Annotated in this window: 15 protein-coding genes; 8 read left to right on the plus strand and 7 right to left on the minus strand. The window is 70.2% G+C overall.

Annotated elements, in window-relative coordinates; translation table 11 throughout:
- Positions 1-121 precede the first annotated feature (121 nt).
- Together MFF07_RS01825 and MFF07_RS01830 are read right to left on the minus strand one after the other, a co-directional pair.
- Positions 122-1,144 (minus strand): glycosyltransferase family 61 protein, encoded by a 1,023-nt coding sequence (locus tag MFF07_RS01825; RefSeq protein WP_147817982.1) that lies wholly within the window; start codon positions 1,142-1,144, stop codon positions 122-124.
- A gap of 32 nt (positions 1,145-1,176) precedes the next feature.
- Complete coding sequence (locus tag MFF07_RS01830) at positions 1,177-2,322, minus strand: COX15/CtaA family protein (RefSeq protein ID WP_147817981.1); 1,146 nt, start codon at positions 2,320-2,322, stop codon at positions 1,177-1,179.
- A 194-nt stretch (positions 2,323-2,516) separates the two neighbouring features.
- On the opposite strand from MFF07_RS01830, the gene MFF07_RS01835 reads away from it, so the two are divergent.
- Both MFF07_RS01835 and MFF07_RS01840 read left to right on the plus strand, forming a co-directional pair.
- A complete protein-coding gene (locus MFF07_RS01835) occupies positions 2,517-2,729 on the plus strand; it encodes a DUF2842 domain-containing protein (protein ID WP_147817980.1) in 213 nt (70 codons plus the stop codon).
- Positions 2,730-2,806: 77 nt separating this feature from the next.
- The gene (locus tag MFF07_RS01840; RefSeq protein ID WP_147817979.1) at positions 2,807-3,205 is read left to right on the plus strand and encodes a hypothetical protein; all 399 of its coding nucleotides are present in this window, start codon (positions 2,807-2,809) and stop codon (positions 3,203-3,205) included.
- 7 nt (positions 3,206-3,212) lie between these two features.
- On the opposite strand, the gene MFF07_RS01845 is transcribed toward MFF07_RS01840, so the two are convergent.
- On the minus strand, positions 3,213-4,283 hold the full coding sequence (locus tag MFF07_RS01845) for a polysaccharide deacetylase family protein (RefSeq protein WP_147817978.1): 1,071 nt from the start codon (positions 4,281-4,283) through the stop codon (positions 3,213-3,215).
- Positions 4,284-4,476: 193 nt separating this feature from the next.
- Between MFF07_RS01845 and MFF07_RS01850 the strand changes: the two genes are divergently transcribed.
- Positions 4,477-5,685, plus strand: a complete 1,209-nt coding sequence (locus MFF07_RS01850; protein WP_147817977.1) for a GNAT family N-acetyltransferase — start codon at positions 4,477-4,479, stop codon at positions 5,683-5,685.
- Between the two features lie 4 nt (positions 5,686-5,689).
- On the opposite strand, the gene MFF07_RS01855 is transcribed toward MFF07_RS01850, so the two are convergent.
- The gene (locus MFF07_RS01855) at positions 5,690-7,999 is read right to left on the minus strand and encodes a GumC family protein (RefSeq protein WP_147817976.1); all 2,310 of its coding nucleotides are present in this window, start codon (positions 7,997-7,999) and stop codon (positions 5,690-5,692) included.
- Between the two features lie 186 nt (positions 8,000-8,185).
- Here MFF07_RS01855 and MFF07_RS01860 point away from each other — a divergent pair, with 186 nt between their 5' ends.
- The 3 genes from MFF07_RS01860 to MFF07_RS01870 all read left to right on the plus strand — a co-directional run bounded on the left by MFF07_RS01860 (position 8,186) and on the right by MFF07_RS01870 (position 9,559).
- Positions 8,186-8,758 carry a polysaccharide biosynthesis/export family protein gene (locus MFF07_RS01860; protein ID WP_147817975.1) on the plus strand — a complete coding sequence of 191 codons (573 nt, stop codon included), beginning with the start codon at positions 8,186-8,188 and terminating at the stop codon, positions 8,756-8,758.
- 83 nt (positions 8,759-8,841) lie between these two features.
- Positions 8,842-9,234 (plus strand): acyl-CoA thioesterase, encoded by a 393-nt coding sequence (locus MFF07_RS01865; protein ID WP_147817974.1) that lies wholly within the window; start codon positions 8,842-8,844, stop codon positions 9,232-9,234.
- 151 nt (positions 9,235-9,385) lie between these two features.
- Positions 9,386-9,559, plus strand: a complete 174-nt coding sequence (locus MFF07_RS01870) for a hypothetical protein (RefSeq protein ID WP_238230481.1) — start codon at positions 9,386-9,388, stop codon at positions 9,557-9,559.
- A 386-nt stretch (positions 9,560-9,945) separates the two neighbouring features.
- On the opposite strand, the gene MFF07_RS01875 is transcribed toward MFF07_RS01870, so the two are convergent.
- Positions 9,946-10,191: a hypothetical protein gene (locus tag MFF07_RS01875; RefSeq protein WP_147817973.1), complete on the minus strand. Its 246-nt coding sequence runs from the start codon at positions 10,189-10,191 to the stop codon at positions 9,946-9,948.
- Between the two features lie 249 nt (positions 10,192-10,440).
- Between MFF07_RS01875 and MFF07_RS01880 the strand changes: the two genes are divergently transcribed.
- Entirely contained in the window at positions 10,441-10,581 is a 141-nt protein-coding gene (locus tag MFF07_RS01880) for a hypothetical protein (protein ID WP_187272577.1), read from the plus strand.
- Between the two features lie 31 nt (positions 10,582-10,612).
- On the opposite strand, the gene MFF07_RS01885 is transcribed toward MFF07_RS01880, so the two are convergent.
- Positions 10,613-10,849 carry a DUF6894 family protein gene (locus MFF07_RS01885; protein ID WP_147817972.1) on the minus strand — a complete coding sequence of 79 codons (237 nt, stop codon included), beginning with the start codon at positions 10,847-10,849 and terminating at the stop codon, positions 10,613-10,615.
- A 540-nt stretch (positions 10,850-11,389) separates the two neighbouring features.
- Here MFF07_RS01885 and MFF07_RS01890 point away from each other — a divergent pair.
- Complete coding sequence (locus tag MFF07_RS01890) at positions 11,390-12,301, plus strand: collagen-like domain-containing protein (RefSeq protein WP_238230483.1); 912 nt, start codon at positions 11,390-11,392, stop codon at positions 12,299-12,301.
- Between the two features lie 11 nt (positions 12,302-12,312).
- On the opposite strand, the gene MFF07_RS01895 is transcribed toward MFF07_RS01890, so the two are convergent.
- Entirely contained in the window at positions 12,313-17,154 is a 4,842-nt protein-coding gene (locus tag MFF07_RS01895) for an NAD-glutamate dehydrogenase (RefSeq protein WP_238230486.1), read from the minus strand.
- Positions 17,155-17,362 lie beyond the last annotated feature (208 nt).

The raw sequence follows: 17,362 nt of genomic DNA on the forward strand, positions 1-17,362 counted from the left end.
GGCAAGAACCAATGCAGTCTAGTGCACCGCGAGACTTGAGCCTGATCAGTGTCCATTTCTGAAGCACGATCGTTGCCGATCCTGCATGGACCGTGCCGCCCGCATGTCCCGAAGCGGGATGTCAGGGTCCGCGCCGACGGAACGGTCTCAGCGCCCGGCGCCTCATCTCGGCGAGAACGCCTGCGTCGTCCGGTTCGTCGCGATCGAGCCACTCGGCCCGCCGCAGGAGCGCTTCGGCCACGCCGCGCGGGTCGGCCACCGTCCAGGCCACCTGCCAGCCGGGGGCCTCCTCGTAGAGGGTGCCGTGCGGGTGGTAATACCGGGCCTGCGCCCCGTTCACGCGGTCGAGCAGGGCGAAGTTGGCGTTGACGGCGATCTGCCAGTTCAGGCCGACGAGGCGGCGGCCCGGCGCCGCGAAGGCCGAGGTGTGGAAGGCCGAGCCGAGCGTTCCCATCACGATCTGCCGTCCGCTCAGCAGGCGCACCTGTTCGGCGAAGCCGAGCGTCTCGGGAAACGCGATCTCGACGCCGCGGCGCTCCAGTTCCGCGACGATCGCCTCCTCGTTAGTCACATGCGCCACCCCCGCGCGCAGCCGCGTCTTCGACAGGTAGAGCGGCCGCGTCACGGCATCGACCGCCACGTCCCGCCAGAGCGGCCGGCCGATCGTGCGGCAAAGCTCGGCGAACACCGCGTGCACCGCCGCCTGTTCGCGCAGGGCCGGCTCGGGCACCACGACGTCGCGCACGGTCTGCGGCCTGTCGAACGACACGACGTCCGCCGTGTCTATCCCGAGCTGGCACAGGATCGCACGAAGGAAGGCCAGCTCCTCCAAGGCCTGCCGAGGGCCGGAGACATGGCAGAGGATCCGGGGCAGGGGGCCCTGCCAGGAGACCAGGGGCCAGAGCCGCGGCAGGGTGTTGATCAGGAAATGCCCGTAATGCGTCGCGAGCGGCCCGACATAGAGGAACGGACCGTCATCAGCCGCCTCTCGCGGAGCAGGCTCGGCGCCGGGAAAGAGGCCCCACGGCGCCTCGGCCGACCACGGCCGATAGGTCGCCTCGGGCAGATGCTGCCGGGCGGGATCCTCCGCGATCCAGTCGGCCGTACCCCAGAGGCTGCTGCAGCGAAAGAATCTGCTAGCCATCGCAGCGGCTTGGCCGATCCGGCGGCCGCGCCTCAGGCACCGCGGCCGGCCAGCTGCTCGAAGCCGAACGGCACCGTCGGGGCCTGGATCGTCGTAGCCGCCCCGGCCGAGCCACGGCTGAGCCGGGCATGGGCGGTTGCCATGGTCAGCACCGCCATCGCGAAGACCTGATGCGCCAGCGCCGCCCAGAGCGGGACGGCCAGCAGCAGCGTGGCGATGCCGAGCCCCATCTGGCCGAGCGTCAGCACGGCCACGCCGGTGGCGCGCCGCGCCGCGCCGCTCCCCGGATCGCTCAACCTTGCGTCGAGCGCATGGAGCAGCGCCACGAGAACCAAGCAATACGCGACGAGCCTATGGTTGAACTGCACCAGCGTGACGTTGTCGACGAAGTTCTCGATCCAGGGCGTCGCCGCGAACAGGCCGTCGAACGGCGGCACGAGATCGCCGTTCATCGTCGGCCAGGTGTTGTAGGCGAGCCCCGCATGGGAGCCGGCGACGAGACCGCCGAGCCCGATCTGGACGAGTACCAGCAGCATGACGACGACGGCACCCGCACGGATGCGGGCCGGGGCGGGGGTCAGCGCGCCCTCGCGGGTGCCCGCCGCGAGCCAGACCAGGCCGGCGAGGATCACGCTCGCGGTGGTCAGGTGCAGGGCGAGCTTCAGCGGCGCCACCGCCGTCATGCCGGGCTGCAGCCCCGAGGCGACCATGATCCAGCCGATCGCCCCCTGGAACGCGCCGACGACGCCGAGCGCCACGAGGCCGAGACCGAGGCGCCGGTCGAGGGCGCCGCGCGCCCAGAACACGATCAGCGGCAGGAAGAACGCGAGCCCGAGCAGCCGTCCGAGCAGCCGGTGTCCCCATTCCCACCAATAGAGCGTCTTGAAGGAGTCGATCCCCATGCCCTCGTTGAGGATGCGGTATTGCGGCGTGCCGCGGTATTTTTCGAACTCCATCGCCCAGTCGGCGGCCGAGAGCGGAGGGACCGCGCCGGTGACCGGCCGCCATTCGGTGATCGACAGGCCCGAGCCCGTCAGCCGGGTCGCACCACCCAGCGCCACCATCACCACGACGAGGAAAGCCAGCAGGTAGAGCCAGATCCGTACCGCGCGGCGGTACGGGCGAACCGCGGCCTTCGGAGGAAGCGTCCCGGCGGGCAGGGCAGGGGAGGACGGCATGCGGGCTCGGCGGCGGCGTTCGGATCGAGGCGCACCGGAGGATCCGGCGCATCGCGGTGCTTTAGGCCGGGCGGGGGCCACCGGGCAACGCCGGTCGCCGCCGCAGGGACATCGCGTCCGTTGCAAGCCGGGGATGGGCGGCTTACGCGTGGCCTCCACATCGAGCCTTCGAGACCTCGCCTTCGGACACCCTCATGCGCCGCCGTACCCGCTCCCTGGTCGGGACCTTCGCGATCCTGGCCTTCGTGATCGTCTACGCGCCGCTGGCGATGGCGCTCGCCGACAGTCGCATCGCCGAGACGCCGGCCCTGGTGCAGACGCTGCTCTACTCGATCCTCGGCATCGCCTGGATCTTCCCGCTGATGCCGCTGATCCGCTGGATGGAGCGCCCGGACGATCCTGCCTGATCCTCCTTTTTTCGCCGCACTCCCCCCGCAGAAGGCCGCGATCCTCGCTCGCAACGCCGCGGAGCCGACTGCGCCCGATGCCACGCCTGCCCACATCGACGATCCGCGTTCTCAGCGCCGCCGGCCTTCTGTCGCTGCTGGCTTCCGCCGCCTGTGCCCAGGGCACGCCCCGCTCGGTCGGGGAATGCGAACGGCTGAAGAACGATCTCGCCTATAACCAGTGCCTCGCGATGTTCGGCCCGGCGGCCAAGAACGTCGCCGGCGGCGATGGATCCGGCGGCGGCGGCAGTCCCGTGATCGTGCCGCCGCCCACGCCGTCGGCCATCGCAGGCATGCCGGCGCTGGAGGAGCCCGTGATCGACGAGAGCCCGCGCCGCGGCCGGCGCGGCCGCTACGTGAGGTCCGGCGGACGCCAGAGCGCGAGCTTCGACGTGGGCGGATCGAGCCACAGCCGGCGGCATCGCCGCCGTCGCTAGAGCCACGTCAGGCGACGTTGAGGCGGCGGCCGCGGTTCCAGGCCAGGAACGGCACGCCGGAGATCAGGCTCGCGAGCGCGGCTTCGGTCTGGTGTAGGCCGTTCACCGAGACCCGCGGCAGCGCCTGCAGATGCCCCGCATGCCCGGCGAAAAGATGGCCCGGCCGCGTCGTCACGGCGGTCGCGAAGCCGAGGCCTTCGGCGATGGCGAATTCGCGCCGGCCGGCGGAGGCCGGATCGCCGACGGGATAGGAGAGGTGGCGGATCTCGCGGCCGAGTTCCGTGGCGATCCGCGTGCGGCTTCCGGCGATCTCAAGCCGGGCGACGTCCAGTTCGTGCTTCGCGAGCATCGGGTGGCTCAGCGTATGCGCGCCGATCGTCACCGCCGGGTCGGCGGCGAGGGCGCGCAGCGCGTGCCAGGACAGGCAGAGCTCCTCGGCGATCCGGCCCGGTGCGAATCCGGCTTCGGTGCATAGCCCGGCGATCACCGAGAGCAGCCGCGCCTCCGGCCCCGCACGCAGGATGCGGTAGACGGCCTCGAACGCCGCCGACTTCTCCTCCGCGTCCCGCGCCGGCAGGTCGAGGGCGATTGCGCCCGTGTCGCCGGCCGTCAGCCGCACGCGGTCGAGCCGCGCGACGGCGCGTTCCAGCTCGATCCACCACAGGCGTCCGCGTCCCTCCGCGAAATCGCTGGTGACGAACAGCGTCCAGGGTGCGCGGTGGCGGGCGAGCACGGGCGCTGCGAACTCGACGTTGTCGCGATAGCCGTCGTCGAAGGTCAGGACGGCGAACGGCGCCCTAGCATCGCGGGCGCTCAGACGGTCCGGCACGGCGTCGAGGCCGATCAGGTCGAAGCCGCGCGCCTTCAGCAGCGTGAGCGTCCGGTCGAGGAAGTCCGGCGTGATCGCGAGCAGCCCGTTCGGCGCATAGGCCGCCGGCGGCTCCGGGCGGACGTGGTGGAAGGTCAGGATGAGGCCGCGGCCGCGGGCGGCCGGCGCGAGCCAACGGTCGGCCCCGGTCAGGGCGACGGCGGAGAAGGCCGCCCTGAACAGCCGATGGCGGTTGCACGACGACAGCATCGATGAGCCCCGCAGACGGATGCGTCCGAAGGCGAGGATAGCGGCCGAGGGAAAAAGCTTTCGTTACCCATCCGCCGAGATCGTCAGCGGCGGCGAAGCACGGGCCGGGTCTCCTCAATCGGCGGTTCAGGTCTCGCAGGCTATTCCCGATCCGAACGGGAGCGGCGTCTGGCCGGCGGTTCGAGGCGGGTCGATGGCGAGTCTCGCACAGGATCTCACGGGTGCGGACATGATCCGTGACCGCATGCGCGGACAGCTGAAGGTCGAGGTGTTTCGCGATCTCGCGAGCGCCGAAACCCTCTGGCGCGGCCTGGAAACCGCGCCGGACGCGGTGGCGACGCCCTATCAGCGCTTCGACTGGGTCGCGGCCTACGTCGCCGGGACGCAGGCGGCGGAGTCCCTGCGGATCATGGTGCTGCGCGATGCGGCCGGCCGGCCGCTGGCGCTGCTGCCGCTGCAGGTCTCGCGGATGCGCGGGCTCGCGGTCGCCCGCGTGATCGGGGCCAAGCACGCGAACTACCACATGCCGCTCTACGCCTCGCGCCAGGCGGCGGGGCTGTCGGCCGAGGAACTTGAGGCCGCGCTCGTGCGCGCCGGACGCGCGGCGGGCATCGACGCCTACGCGCTCGATCACCAGCCCCGCTTCTGGGACGGCATCGCCAACCCGCTCGGCGCCGGGGGCAGGCCCTGCGCCAGCGACGCCTACGGCCTGATGCTCGGCCCGGACCCGGAGGCGACCGTGAAGCGCGCCTTCAGCGCCGACGCCCGCAAGAAGCTGCGCGCCAAGGAGCGCAAGCTCGTCGAAGCGCATGGGCCGGTCGCTTACGGCACCGCCACGACGCCCGATTCCATCGCGGCGATTCTCAAGGCGTTCCACGCGCAGAAACGCACCCGCTTCGCCACGATGGGCATCGCGGACCCCTACGCGGACGAAGGCGTGCGGCGCTTCATTGCCGATGCTACGAGCCTTAAAGCCACGGCCGGCGGCGACGCCCGTCCGGCCATCGAACTTCACGCCCTGAGCGCGACGAAGACCGGCCGGATTCTCGCGACCTTCGGCGGCGCGGTGAACGGCGACCGCTTCAGCGGGATGTGGACTTCGTTCGACTCCGATCCCGAGATCGGCCGCTTCAGCCCCGGCGACCTGCTGCTGCATCACCTGGTCGGCCAGCAGACCGGCGCCGGCCGCCGGGCCTTCGACCTCGGCGTGGGCGAGGCACGCTACAAGGCCAGCATCTGCGACGAGACGATCGAACTCGTGGAGGTGCTGATCCCGGTGACCCTGCGCGGGCACCTCTTCACCCTCGCGGCGAATGCGGCCTCGGGCCTGAAGCGCCGGATCAAGCGCTCGCCGCGGCTGTGGCGGGCGGCGACCCGCCTGCGCGCGATGCGGCGGGCCTGATCGTTCAGGCCGAGAGGCGAAGCTGCATCTCCGGCTCCGCCGCCGGATCGCGGGCGACGAGCACCTGACCGGCGCCGGCCTCGGTGGCGAGGGCGTAGAGCGCAACGAGCCCGGAATCGTCCGGCTCGGCATCGGAGGCGATGACCACCGAATCCATGCAGGCCGACAGCGCCGTGAGCAGGTCGTCGGACGGCTCGCCCGTGATCGCGAGGCGGCAGATCACCCAGTCATAGGCCTGCGCCATGGCGTTGAGGCCGATCGCGAGGCCATGCGGCTCGTCGAGCAGGACGGCGCGGTCGGCGAGGCCCGCACCGATGACGTGGTGGCGCGAGCCGGCGACCGGATGGATCACGTCGAGGAACGCGGCCTCGCCAGCGACGAGATCGGTCAGGCCGGGAGCGCCGCGGTCGGTGGCCTTGCCGCTCACGTCGACTCTGAGCGTCGGCGCCTGGGCGGCGAGCACGCGGACGAGGCCGGCGGCGAGACCGTCGGTCCCGGCGGCATGGTCCGTCGTCTCGACCACGAGCACGCAGCGTCCGCCCTGGCCGGCCACCGTCCCGAGCCGGTCGATCAGGGCCTGGAGCGCGAAGCGGTCGTCCTCGTGAGCAAGGGGGCCGGGTTCCGCCTTCGGCGTGGCGTCGGCCGTGGCGGGCATGCGGGAGCTACCGCTGTCGGCAACGAGCCGCGGCAGGGTCGCATTCGCGGTGACCATCGTCTCGAAGCCGGCATAGGCCGGCGCGAAATGAGCCGGCGCGAAGTGGGGCGGCTCGCGCAGCGGCGGCTGCTCGGGCGGCAGCGGCTCCGGATAGTCGATGCGCTCGGCCAGGGGCTCCATGCGCGCGGAGGGTACAGGCTCGGACCGGTCGGCGCCGTCGCGGCGGTCGAGCGGCTCCGGCGTCGCCAGCAGATGGCGGCCGAGGATTGCGGCGACGGACAACATGAAGGCCAGCGCCGTACTGAACCCGACGACCGGGACCTTCTTCGGGAAGGAGGGAAGCTCGGGCACCATGGCCCGCGAGACGATGCGCGCGTCGGCGGGCGTGGCGCTCTCGGCATCGCGCGCCGAGGCCTCGCGGTAGCGCGAGAGATAGGATTCGAGCTGCTCGCGCTGGACCTTGGCCTCGCGTTCCATGGCGCGGAGCTGGATCTCGCTGGAATTGTCCTTGGCGACCACGTCGCTCTGGCCCTGGACCGTCGCCTGCAGGCTGTCGACGCGGGCGCTGGCGATCTTGGCGTCGTTCTCCAGGGTGCGCACGATGCGCTCGGCGGCAGCCTTGATCTGCTTGTCGAGGTCGTCGACCTGCGCCGTCAGCTCCTTGATCCGCGGATGTGCCGGCAGCAGCGTGCGCAGCTCCAGCGCGAGCTGCGCACGCAGAGTCATGCGGCTCTCGACCGTGCGGCGGATCAGGTCGTTGTTGGCGACGTCGGGGATCTCGAAGGCGCGGCCCTCCTTGATCATCTCCTTGAGGATCTTCACCCGGCCGGACAGGTCGGCCTTGACGGTGCGGGCCTGACTGAGCTGGCTCGACAGCTCGCCGAGCTGCTGGCCGCCCAGGGAGGAGCCGGCGGCGCCGGACCCGATCAGTCCGTGCTTGACGCGGTAGGCGTCGACCTTCGCCTCGGCCTCGGCGACGCGGGCGCGCAGACCGTCGATGTTGGTGCCGAGCCAGGTCGAGGCGTAGCGGGCCGTGTCGACCTTCGCGGCTTCCAGCGAGGCGATGTAGAGTTCGGAGATCGTGTTGGCAGCCTTGGCGGCGAGTTCGGGATCGCCCGCTCGGAACTCGACCTGCAGGATGCGCGACTTGCCGGCTGGATAGACCAACAGCCGCTCGAAATAGGTCTCGAGGACGCGGTCCTCGGGCTTGGCGTCGAGGCTGGACCTGCCGAGGCCGGCCATCATCAGGAGGCTGCGGACCAGGCCGGCCTCGCCGACCGTCGTATCGAATTCGGGATTGCCGACGAGGTTCAGCCGGCGGACCGCCTCGCGGGCGAGGTCGCGGGACATCACGACCTGGACCTGGCTCGCCACCGCCTGCTCGTCGATCGGCTGCGCCGGCTCGCCGCGCTCGGTCGTGGTGCGGGCGAAGGACGGGTCGCGGCTCTCGAGAAGGATCTTGGCCTCGGCCGTGTAGCGGGGCGCGACCACCTGCACGAACACGCCGGCGCCGACCGCGACCAGCAGCGTCGGAATCAGGATCCAGGCCCACGCCCGCCGGAGAAGCGGAAACACCTGCGACAGCGTCAGCCCGTCCCGCGCAGATGGCGGGTACGACAGCTGCGGCGAGGGGTCGATGGTCGAGGTGCGGCGAGGCATGGCAATCGTCTTTACGCGAAGCAAGACTTCGGCAGGCTGATGGGCCTTCTCCACCAGTAAGACCGGCCATGGTTTATTGACGGTTAAAGTACGGTTCCGCGCTTGTGTGCGGATGCAGGACGTCAGCTTTCCTTAACCATATCGACGTACAGCGAGGTCGGTCACTTCATTACGACGGCGTGTTTCATGAACCGGCGTGCTCTCATCCTGGCACTCTCGTCGACGTTGGCGCTCGGGGGCTGCCTGCGTCCGAACTTCCGCACGAACGAGCTCGATGCCACCGGCACCGGCTCGATCGCGGCGCGCTACACGTTGTCGGCGGGCGACAAGCTGCGCATCATCGTGTTCGGCCAGGACAACCTCTCGAACATCTACGCCGTGGACGGGGCGGGCCGCGTGGCCATGCCGCTGATCGGCACCATTCAGGTGGGCGGGCAGACCACGGCGCAGGCGGCGAAGGCCATCGAAAGCAAGCTCTCCAACGGATTCCTGCGCGAGCCGCACGTCACGGTGGAGATCGACGCCTACCGGCCGTTCTACATCCTCGGCGAGGTCACGACCTCGGGCCAGTACCAGTACGTCAACGGCATGACCGTCGAGACGGCCGTGGCCATCGCCGCCGGCTTCGGGCCTCGGGCGGCGCGCGACTACGCGGTGCTGACGCGCGAGGGCCAGGGCGGTCTCGTCAACGGCATCGTGCCGATGAGCTACGCCGTGCGGCCCGGCGACACCATCGTCATCAAGGAGCGCTTCTTCTAAGAGCGCACGACCGCCTTCGAACTGGACCCCACCGAGCGCGCGGCGCATAGTCGTCCGCAATCGCGAATCGGGGGAAAGCTCAGATGGATGAGGCGGTTGCGGAGGCCGAACCGAAAGGCGAGCTGACCGTGCGGACCATCGCCATGCCCGCCGACACGAACGCCAACGGCGACATCTTCGGCGGCTGGGTCATGTCGCAGATGGACCAGGCCGGCGGCATTGCCGGGGTCGACCGGGCCCAGGGCCGAGTCGTCACGGTCGCCGTCGACGCGATGACCTTCATCCGCCCCGTGCGTGTCGGCGACGTGCTCTGCGTCTACACGCAGATCAGCCGCGTCGGCCGCACCTCCATGACCATCGCGGTCGAGGCCTGGGCCCGCCGCTTCCGCACGCAGGTCCGCGAAAAGGTCACCGCGGCCACCTTCATCTTCGTCTCCATAGACGACGAGGGCAGGCCGAGGCCGATCGCGACGTAGGTCCACTGCTCGTCGGCGCGCAAAGGTGTGCGGCCTGAAGACGTCGCGAGAGACGCGCCGGACCGCTCATCGTAACGATGCCGCATCGCGACGCGGTTGACGCTCGGCCCATGACCGAGGCCCTGTCGCGCCTTCACGGCACGAGAGCATCATGAATCCGTTTCAGGCAATCAAGAAGGCCTATGCCGCGCTGTGCGGCAGCCTCTCGGACACGAGCGACAGGCTCGGAAGGCAAAACGCGGATCGGCTGAAGCGGCTCGACGCGTACAACGCGCGGTACGGCAAGACGACGCCAAAGAACGGGACGGGCAGCGATCGGCATTGAGGCGGCCCCCGGCGGTCCGCCTGTCCATCGGCAAGGGTCCGTCGACCGTTGAGGGTCGGTCATACCGTTTCTGGTTGATTGAAGCGGTTGCCGTCCCTGTCCTCGCCCCCTGGACGAGGGGGACCGCGCGCAGCGCGGTGGAGTGGGCAGCACCGGACCTATGCCGGCAATACCGCGCCCCCTCCGTCCGCTTCACGGCCACCTCCCCCAAAGGGGGGGGGAGGGCCCTGCCGCATACCGATCCGATCGAACGAAAACGGTATCAGACCCATACCTACGGCCGGTTGGCTTCGAGTATCCTGCACTCACCCGTTGGCACGCGCGAACGCGCACTGCTGCTCGTGCGGCGGATGCCTTCGACCGATCTCGGTCCAAGGCCGCTGGCATCAGTGCTTGACGAGGCTTTCGACGCTCTCGTTCGGGCCGATCCTGCCGGCGAAGCGGGCGAGCTTGCTCAGGCTCTGTTCGGTGAGGCCGCCGGCATTGGCGAAGGTGGCCAGCGCCATGCTCACCAGGAATTCGGCCTCGGCCTGGGTCATGGCCCGGCCGCTCAAGGTGCTGGCCGCGCCCTTCACCGCCATGACCGATTGACGAAACGCCTCGTCGCTCTTGAGCTCTTCAAGTCGCTTCATCGTCCTCCCCGCCCGCGCTCGCCCGTCGGCGTTTGCCGTGGCCCATGCCGGCGAAATGCGCAACGGGGTAAGGCTGTTCCCCCAAAGCAACGGTCGCGTCGATATGGGGTGATGGCGGGCGGCCGTAGGCCCCGACAGCTGTCGTCGCCACGGACTCGACGCAAACCGCCGGTATCGCCGCCGGACTGCCTCGAGTGTTTCGAGACAAACGGGAGCGGGCCGGCGAGAACGGCCCAGGATTCTGTCGTCATGTATCCTGTCGTCGCCGTGCTGCTCCTGATGGTGTTGGTCGCGATCATCGGAAGCCTTCCGACGACCGGCCCCTGGGGCTTTGCCGCGATCGCGATCATCGTGGCGGCCCTCGTCGTGCCGTGGACGCAGGCCGAATAGGCGCGGTACCTCGCAGCGAGCCGCGACGACGCTACTCGGCATCTTCCATCGTCAGGGTCAGGCGCGAGCGCATGACGAAGGCGCCGGCCTCGTCACGCACCGCGGCCACGAAGTCCTCGCGGTCGAGATCGGCGGAAAGGTCCCGGACGATCGTCGTCATGATGCGCAGGAGCTTGTGCCGCACGGCGTCGATATCGGGCAGGTCGAACCCCTCTGTATCGCGCACATGCTCGGTTCCGGTGTGAAGGTCGATGAAGTAGCGCGGCACTGGCTCGAGCTCATGTGGGAATTGTACCCACGATCATATTACGTACGTAATCGATGAGGACGTGACAAGATCGCGCATCCCACTGAAAAACGCGAGTCCTCGCCATGACGGTTTTTGGCGGTTTTTCAGTCGATCCGCCTCGCATGAAGCAGATCGGGACGATGTCGGACCATTCCGTCGAGCAGGATTCGCCCTACAGCGGGAACTCGGTCTGTCGAAGGACGCGCCGCGGGCCGGCTAGACGTAGCAACAACTACATGTTGCAGAACAGGAACACGATCGCGGGCACAAAGTCCACGCCATCGACCGTCGTACTCCGCGACACCTCCGGGCGAATGTCGCTGTTCCCAATGGGGCAAGACTAGGCTTCCTGGAATGCGGCACGATGCATACCGTGATCAGGCCGGGGAGCATGAAATCCGCGCCACCTTGCGGCCCCGGAACGGGGTCCGAAAGCAACGGTGCGCAGAGCCCCGAAGTGGCTTCCGGTCGCGGCGGGAAAGCGCCAAGCTGGCCTTCGCGAAAACCACCGAGAACCCCATGCTGGTCGACCGATCGCTCAAGGCCGCCGCCTCGGGTCTGTTCCTGGCCATCGGGCTCGCCTGCACGCCGGCACGCGCCGAGATCCAGGTCCAGGCTGCGAAGATCACCGCAGGCGAACTCTGGGTGCTCGGGTCGGCGGACGAGCCCGACATCGAGATCACCCTCGACGGCGGTTTCGCGCGGCGCACCGACGGCAAGGGGCAGTTCGAGTTCCGGATCATCCATCACCCCGCGACCTGCATCGTCACCCTGCGCACCGAGCGCCAGGAACGCCGCGCCGTCGTCGCCGAATGCGGCCAGCAGGGCCCTCCGGGGCTGCCCGGGCCGATCGGCGCGACGGTCACCTCGATCATACCGGGGCCACCCGGCATGCCAGGACCGAGCGGGGAGGCGGGTCCGCCGGGGCCTGCCGGAGAGCCGGGAACACCAGGTCCGGCGGGGGAGGCCGGCCCGGCGGGACCGCAGGGCGCGCGGGGCGATGCCGGCGCCGCCGGATCTCCGGGCGCGGATGGGCGTCCCGGAAGCGATGGCATGAAGGGCGCCGATGGCGCGCCCGGCGAGAAGGGAGAGCCGGGGCTTGCCGGTCCGGCAGGACCGGCGGGCGAGAAAGGCGAGCCGGGAGCGGTCGGTCCCGAAGGGCCGGCAGGGCCGGCGGGTCCACCGGGGGCCGCCGGGGAGGCGGGCCCCCCCGGCCCGCCCGGCAGGCCGGGCTCCACGGGTCCTGCGGGGCCGGCAGGCCCCGCCGGCAAGGCCGGCCCTGCCGGGCCGCGCGGGCCTGCCGGCTCTGCCGGTGCCACCGCGCCGCCGAAAACGCCGGCCCGCGCCCCGAAGGCCGAGTCGGAGACCGGCTCACGCAGTTCGCGCCGCCCCCCGCCCGAGCCGGATCCCGACCCGGATATCGTGCGGTAGCGCAGCCACCGTCACGGGCGGCGGGCGAGATCCGCGAGCAGGCTCGAGGCCACCACCGCCTTCGACACGGTCAGGCCCGACGACGCGATGGCGTCGATCGCGCCGCGGATCCGGGTCAGCGCAGGTCCACGGGAGGCGACCCAGGCGTCCAGGGCCTCCGGGCCGGAGCCGATGCCGCCCATGACCTCGGCCGTCAGGCTGCGATGGGCTGTGGAGATGCCGGCGACGGCACGCTCCAGGGCGACACGGTCGAAGGTGTCGGCGACAGGAACCCGCCGGGTCTCGGCGACGAGGGCGTCGAGGCGGAAGGCGTGCTCGATGGCGAAATGCGTGGCCGCGATCTCCGGCACCGAATGGCCGTCGGTCTCGGCCACCCGCACGATGTCGGGGGCCGAGATCAGCGCCTTGAGCGAGGCCAGCCGGCGCGCCGGTTCCTCGTCCATGCCGCGGGCGACGAGGTCGGCGCGCTTCGCCTCGATCTCCTGCGCGGCGTCCGCATCGATCACGCGGGGCAGGGCTTCCAGCACGGCGCTGACGCCCTCGCGGTAGCGCGCGACGATCGGCGAGAGGCCGCCCGAGAGATCGAGGTTGCGGATGAACCAGGTGATGCGATTGGCGAGCAGATCCTGCACCTCGGCGTAGAGGCCGAGCTGGTCCTGGCCGGGGAGGGCGCCGCAGAGCCGGTCGATGGCGAGGTTCAACTCCAGCAGTCCGAAGGCGTCACGGGTGACGGCGTAGGCTTTGGCGATGGTGGCGGCGTCCGCGCCGGTCTCGTCGATCAGCCGGGTGACGAGGGCCGGGCCGCCGCGGTTGACGATGATGTTGGCGAGCGCCGTCGAGACGATCTCGCGGCGCAGGCGGTGGCCTCTCACCGCGTCGGGGAACTGCGCCTTGAGCGCGGCGGGGAAGTAGCGCTGCAGTTCGCGGTCGAAATACGGGTCGTCGGGCACCGCGCTCTCGAGGATCGCGTCGTGCAGCGCGAGCTTGGCGTAGGCCAGCAGCACCGCATATTCCGGCCGGGTCAGACCCTCGCCGCGGCGCAGGCGGTCGTTAAGCGTGGCGTCGTCGGGCAAGTACTCCACGGCCCGGTCGAGCCGGCCGTCAGCCTCCAGCGCCTGCATCACCCGCATGGAGAAGCCGGTCTCGCCGGCCCCCCTGCGCAGCGCCAGGGAAAGGGCGAGCGTCTGGAGCTGATTGTTGCGCAACACCAGCGCGGCGACGTCGTCGGTCATCGCGACCAGCAACGCATTGCGTGCGTCCGGCCCGAGGCGGCCGTCGCGCTCGGGCGTCATCAGCGCGATCTTGATGTTCACCTCGACGTCGGAGGTGTTGACGCCGGCGGAGTTGTCGATGGCGTCGGTGTTCAGCCGCACGCCGGCCCGCGCCGCCTCGATGCGACCGCGCTGGGTCAGGCCGAGATTGGCGCCTTCGCCGACCACCTTGGCGCGCAGCATGGTGCCGGCGATGCGCACCGCATCGTTGGCCTTGTCGCCGGCCTCTTCCTCGGTCTCGGTCCCGGCGCGGACATAGGTACCGATGCCGCCGAGCCAGAGGAGGTCGACGGGCGCCTTGAGGATCGCCTGGATCACCTCGGCCGGGGCGGCTTCCACCCTGTCGAAGCCGAGGACATCCCGGATCTCGGGCGAGAGCGCGATGCTTTTCGCGGATCGCGAAAACACGCCGCCGCCGGCCGAGATAAGAGACTTGTCGTAATCCGCCCAGGACGAGCGGGGCAGAGCGAACAGGCGCTTGCGCTCGGCATGGCTCAGGGCGGCGTCGGGGGTCGGATCGAGGAAGATGTCGCGGTGATCGAAGGCGGCGACGAGTCTGAGGCTCGTCGAGAGCAGCATGCCGTTGCCGAAGACGTCACCCGACATGTCGCCGACGCCGACGACGCTCACCGGGTCGCGTTGCACGTCGACGTCGATCTCCTGGAAGTGGCGCTTCACCGCCTCCCAGGCGCCACGGGCGGTGATGCCCATGACCTTGTGGTCGTAGCCCTGACTGCCGCCCGAGGCGAAGGCGTCGCCGAGCCAGTGGCCGCGCTGCTGCGACAGGGCGTTGGCGATGTCGGAGAACGTGGCGGTGCTCTTGTCGGCCGCCACCACGAGATAGGCGTCGTCGCCGTCGTGACGCACGGTGTCGGCCGGGGGCACGATGCCGCCTTCGACGATGTTGTCGGTGAGTTCGAGCAGCGTGCGGATGAAGATGCGGTAGCTCTCGGTGCCCTCGACGAGCCAGGCGGCACGGTCCGAGGCCGGCGGAAGCTGCTTCGGGAAGAAGCCGCCCTTGGCGCCGACGGGCACGATCACCGCGTTCTTGACCTGCTGCGCCTTCACCAGGCCGAGGATTTCCGTCCGAAAGTCCTCGGGCCGGTCCGACCAGCGCAGGCCGCCGCGGGCGACGTAGCCGAAGCGCAGATGCACGCCCTCGACGCGGGGCGAATACACGAAGATCTCGAAGAACGGCCGCGGCAGCGGCATCGCCGTGACCTTGGCGCAGGCGAACTTGAATGAAATCGTCTCGCGCAGACCGCCCGCAACAGTCCGCTGATAGAAGTTGGTGCGGACGGCCGCCTCGATCAGGTTGACGAACCGGCGCAGGATGCGGTCGTCGTCGAGACTGGTGACGTCGGCCAGCCCCGCCTCGATCTCTTCGCGGATCGTACTTTGCGCCGCCTCGCGGTCGCCTTCGACGGCGGGGTCGAAGCGGGCACGGAACAGCGCGACGATCTTCGCGGACAAGGCCGCGTGCCGGCTCAGCGTCGCGGCGAGATAGTCCTGCCCGTAGCGGATGCGGAGCTGGCGCAGGTAGTGCCCGAGCGCCCGCATCAGCGCGGCCTCGCGCCAATCGAGCCCCGCTTCGAGCACGAGGCGATTGTAGCCGTCGGATTCCGCCCGGCGCTCCGAGAGGGCGAGCAGCGCGGCCTCCAGCGGCTTCTCCAGCCGTTCGAGGTCGACCGCCGCGCCGCTGGCGCGCTCCAGCAGCATGTCGTGCAGCCAGACCCGGATCTGCCCGTCAGGCAGCAGCACCCGATAGGTGCGCTCGTCGATCACGCGGAAGCCGAGATGTTCCAGCGCCGGCACCCGGTCGGACAACGGCAGCGCCGCTCCGCGCGAAAACACCTTCAACCTGACCTGGGAGGCCGGATCGGTGTCGCGCCGGCCGAGTTCGGCCGCGCGGGGATCGGCCTCCGAGAGCCGCTCCAGCACCGCGACGTCTGCGACGGCGACGCGCGGATCGAAGTTTTCGCGGTAGCCGACGGAGAAGGCCTCGGTGTAGCGGCCGGCCAGCGAACGGGCGCCGGGATCCGGCATCGCCTCCGCCAGGGCCTCGCGCAGTCCGTCGCCCCAGGTCCGGACGATGGCCGAGATGCCCTCTTCGAGGGTCGCGGATTCTCGGTCCTGCGTAATCTTCTCGACGAGGCCGACGATGACGTGGATGCGCGCCAGCGGCCCCTCGGAAAATTCTGGATAGGAGGCCGACAGCCGCCCGCCGAAGCTGTCCGCGAGGTAGGCGCCGATGCGGGCGCGCACGCCGGCGTCGTACCGGTCCTTCGGCACGTAGACGAGCAGCGACACGAACCGCCCGAACCGGTCGGGCCGCGACAGCACGCGCACACGCGGCCGGTCGGCGAGGTTCAGGATCGCCAGGGCGAAGCGGTGCAGCCGCTCTCCATCGATCTGGAACAGGTCGTCGCGCGGATAGGTCTCCAGTACGTCGATCAGGGTGCGGCCGGCATGGCTGGTGGGATCGAGCCCGGCGCGGGCGGCGACCTCCGCCACCTTGCGGCGCAGATAGGGGATCGTCCGGGCAGGGCTGCTGTAGGCGCTGGCGGCAAACAGGCCGACGATGCGCAGTTCACCAACAGGCTCGCCGTGATCGGCGAAAAGCTTCACCGCGATGTAATCGAGATGGACCGCCCGATGCACCCGCGAGCGGCGGCTCGCCTTGGTGACGATGATCGCCTGCGGCTCGTCGAGGAAGGCGGCAATCTCGGGCGTCATATCGACGAAGCTGCGCCCGAGGCGCAGGACCTGCACCTCCGGATCGCGCAGCAGGCCGAGTGCGGTGCCGGCGAAATCCGGCGCGCTTGCGCCGTCGAGGACATGTGCGCGCATGCCGAGCGGCGTGAAGTGCCCGTCGCGCAGCCAGTCGAGAAAGGCGGCCGCCTCGCGCACCTCGCCCTCGGGCAGCTGCGGTTGCACATCGCGAAATCCGTCGAGCAGCCGGTCGAGCAGGCCGAGCATGGTGCCGTGATCGTCCGTCACCACCGCCACGTCGGCGTAGACGCGGTCGAGATCTGCGGTGAGGCGCGTTCGGGCCTCGGCATCGTCGAGCCGATCGAGGTGGATGTGGATGAAGCTTTCGCGAGCCCCATCGCCCTGCGCCTCGGCCGTCGTCTCGCCGACGACCCGGAGGAGGGCGCCGCCGGCATCGCGCTCGACCCCGAGGATCGGGTGCGCCACGAGCAGCGGCATGAATCCCTGGCCGTTGAGCTCGGCCAGCGTCGAATCGAGCAGGAAGGCGCGGTTGTCGTTGACGACTTCGAGCACGGTGAGGTCCCGCGCCCGGCCATCCCGCTCCACCGTCACGTCGACGAGCCGCGCATCGGCCGCGGCGCCCGGCCGGCGAGGAGCGGCAAGATGTTCGTGGGCAGCGGCTGCCAGCGCACCGAGCGCCTCGGCCGAGTAGCGCACGAGATCCTCGGCCGGCACGCGCCCGAACAGGTCGCGCACGAGGCCTCCGGCTTCCGGATCCCGACCGGCGAGCGCTGCCGCGCTCGCGATCAGCGCCTCGCGCGCCGCGATATCCTCAGCGGAGGTGAGCACCGCTGCCGCGTCCAGGGTCATTTCGCAGGTCCTCGCCGACTCGCGCACGAACGTCGGCGCGTCCCGCCACCCGATCAACAGGATGCGACGCCCCGACGACAGCGTACCGCAGGAGCTTCGCGCGACGCCGTTGCACCCGCCGACGGCTTGGGCTACTCAACGCACACGGTCAGCACCCGTAGCTCAGCTGGATAGAGCGTTGCCCTCCGAAGGTGACAGCCAAGGCTCT

Origin of the sequence: Methylobacterium thuringiense (assembly GCF_022179645.1) — a bacterium.
Taxonomy (GTDB): Bacteria; Pseudomonadota; Alphaproteobacteria; order Rhizobiales; family Beijerinckiaceae; genus Methylobacterium; species Methylobacterium thuringiense.

What these genes read in the sequence shown, in the direction of transcription:
- MFF07_RS01835 (WP_147817980.1), top strand. Translation starts at nt 2,517, where the DNA reads ATGCGCCGCCGTACCCGCTCCCTGGTCGGGACCTTCGCGATCCTGGCC.
- MFF07_RS01840 (WP_147817979.1), top strand. Translation starts at nt 2,807, where the DNA reads ATGCCACGCCTGCCCACATCGACGATCCGCGTTCTCAGCGCCGCCGGC.
- MFF07_RS01865 (WP_147817974.1), top strand. Translation starts at nt 8,842, where the DNA reads ATGGATGAGGCGGTTGCGGAGGCCGAACCGAAAGGCGAGCTGACCGTG.
- MFF07_RS01850 (WP_147817977.1), top strand. Translation starts at nt 4,477, where the DNA reads ATGGCGAGTCTCGCACAGGATCTCACGGGTGCGGACATGATCCGTGAC.
- MFF07_RS01830 (WP_147817981.1), bottom strand. Translation starts at nt 2,322, where the DNA reads ATGCCGTCCTCCCCTGCCCTGCCCGCCGGGACGCTTCCTCCGAAGGCC.
- MFF07_RS01855 (WP_147817976.1), bottom strand. Translation starts at nt 7,999, where the DNA reads ATGCCTCGCCGCACCTCGACCATCGACCCCTCGCCGCAGCTGTCGTAC.
- MFF07_RS01870 (WP_238230481.1), top strand. Translation starts at nt 9,386, where the DNA reads ATGAATCCGTTTCAGGCAATCAAGAAGGCCTATGCCGCGCTGTGCGGC.
- MFF07_RS01895 (WP_238230486.1), bottom strand. Translation starts at nt 17,154, where the DNA reads ATGACCCTGGACGCGGCAGCGGTGCTCACCTCCGCTGAGGATATCGCG.
- MFF07_RS01875 (WP_147817973.1), bottom strand. Translation starts at nt 10,191, where the DNA reads ATGAAGCGACTTGAAGAGCTCAAGAGCGACGAGGCGTTTCGTCAATCG.
- MFF07_RS01890 (WP_238230483.1), top strand. Translation starts at nt 11,390, where the DNA reads ATGCTGGTCGACCGATCGCTCAAGGCCGCCGCCTCGGGTCTGTTCCTG.
- MFF07_RS01880 (WP_187272577.1), top strand. Translation starts at nt 10,441, where the DNA reads ATGTATCCTGTCGTCGCCGTGCTGCTCCTGATGGTGTTGGTCGCGATC.
- MFF07_RS01860 (WP_147817975.1), top strand. Translation starts at nt 8,186, where the DNA reads ATGAACCGGCGTGCTCTCATCCTGGCACTCTCGTCGACGTTGGCGCTC.
- MFF07_RS01845 (WP_147817978.1), bottom strand. Translation starts at nt 4,283, where the DNA reads ATGCTGTCGTCGTGCAACCGCCATCGGCTGTTCAGGGCGGCCTTCTCC.
- MFF07_RS01825 (WP_147817982.1), bottom strand. Translation starts at nt 1,144, where the DNA reads ATGGCTAGCAGATTCTTTCGCTGCAGCAGCCTCTGGGGTACGGCCGAC.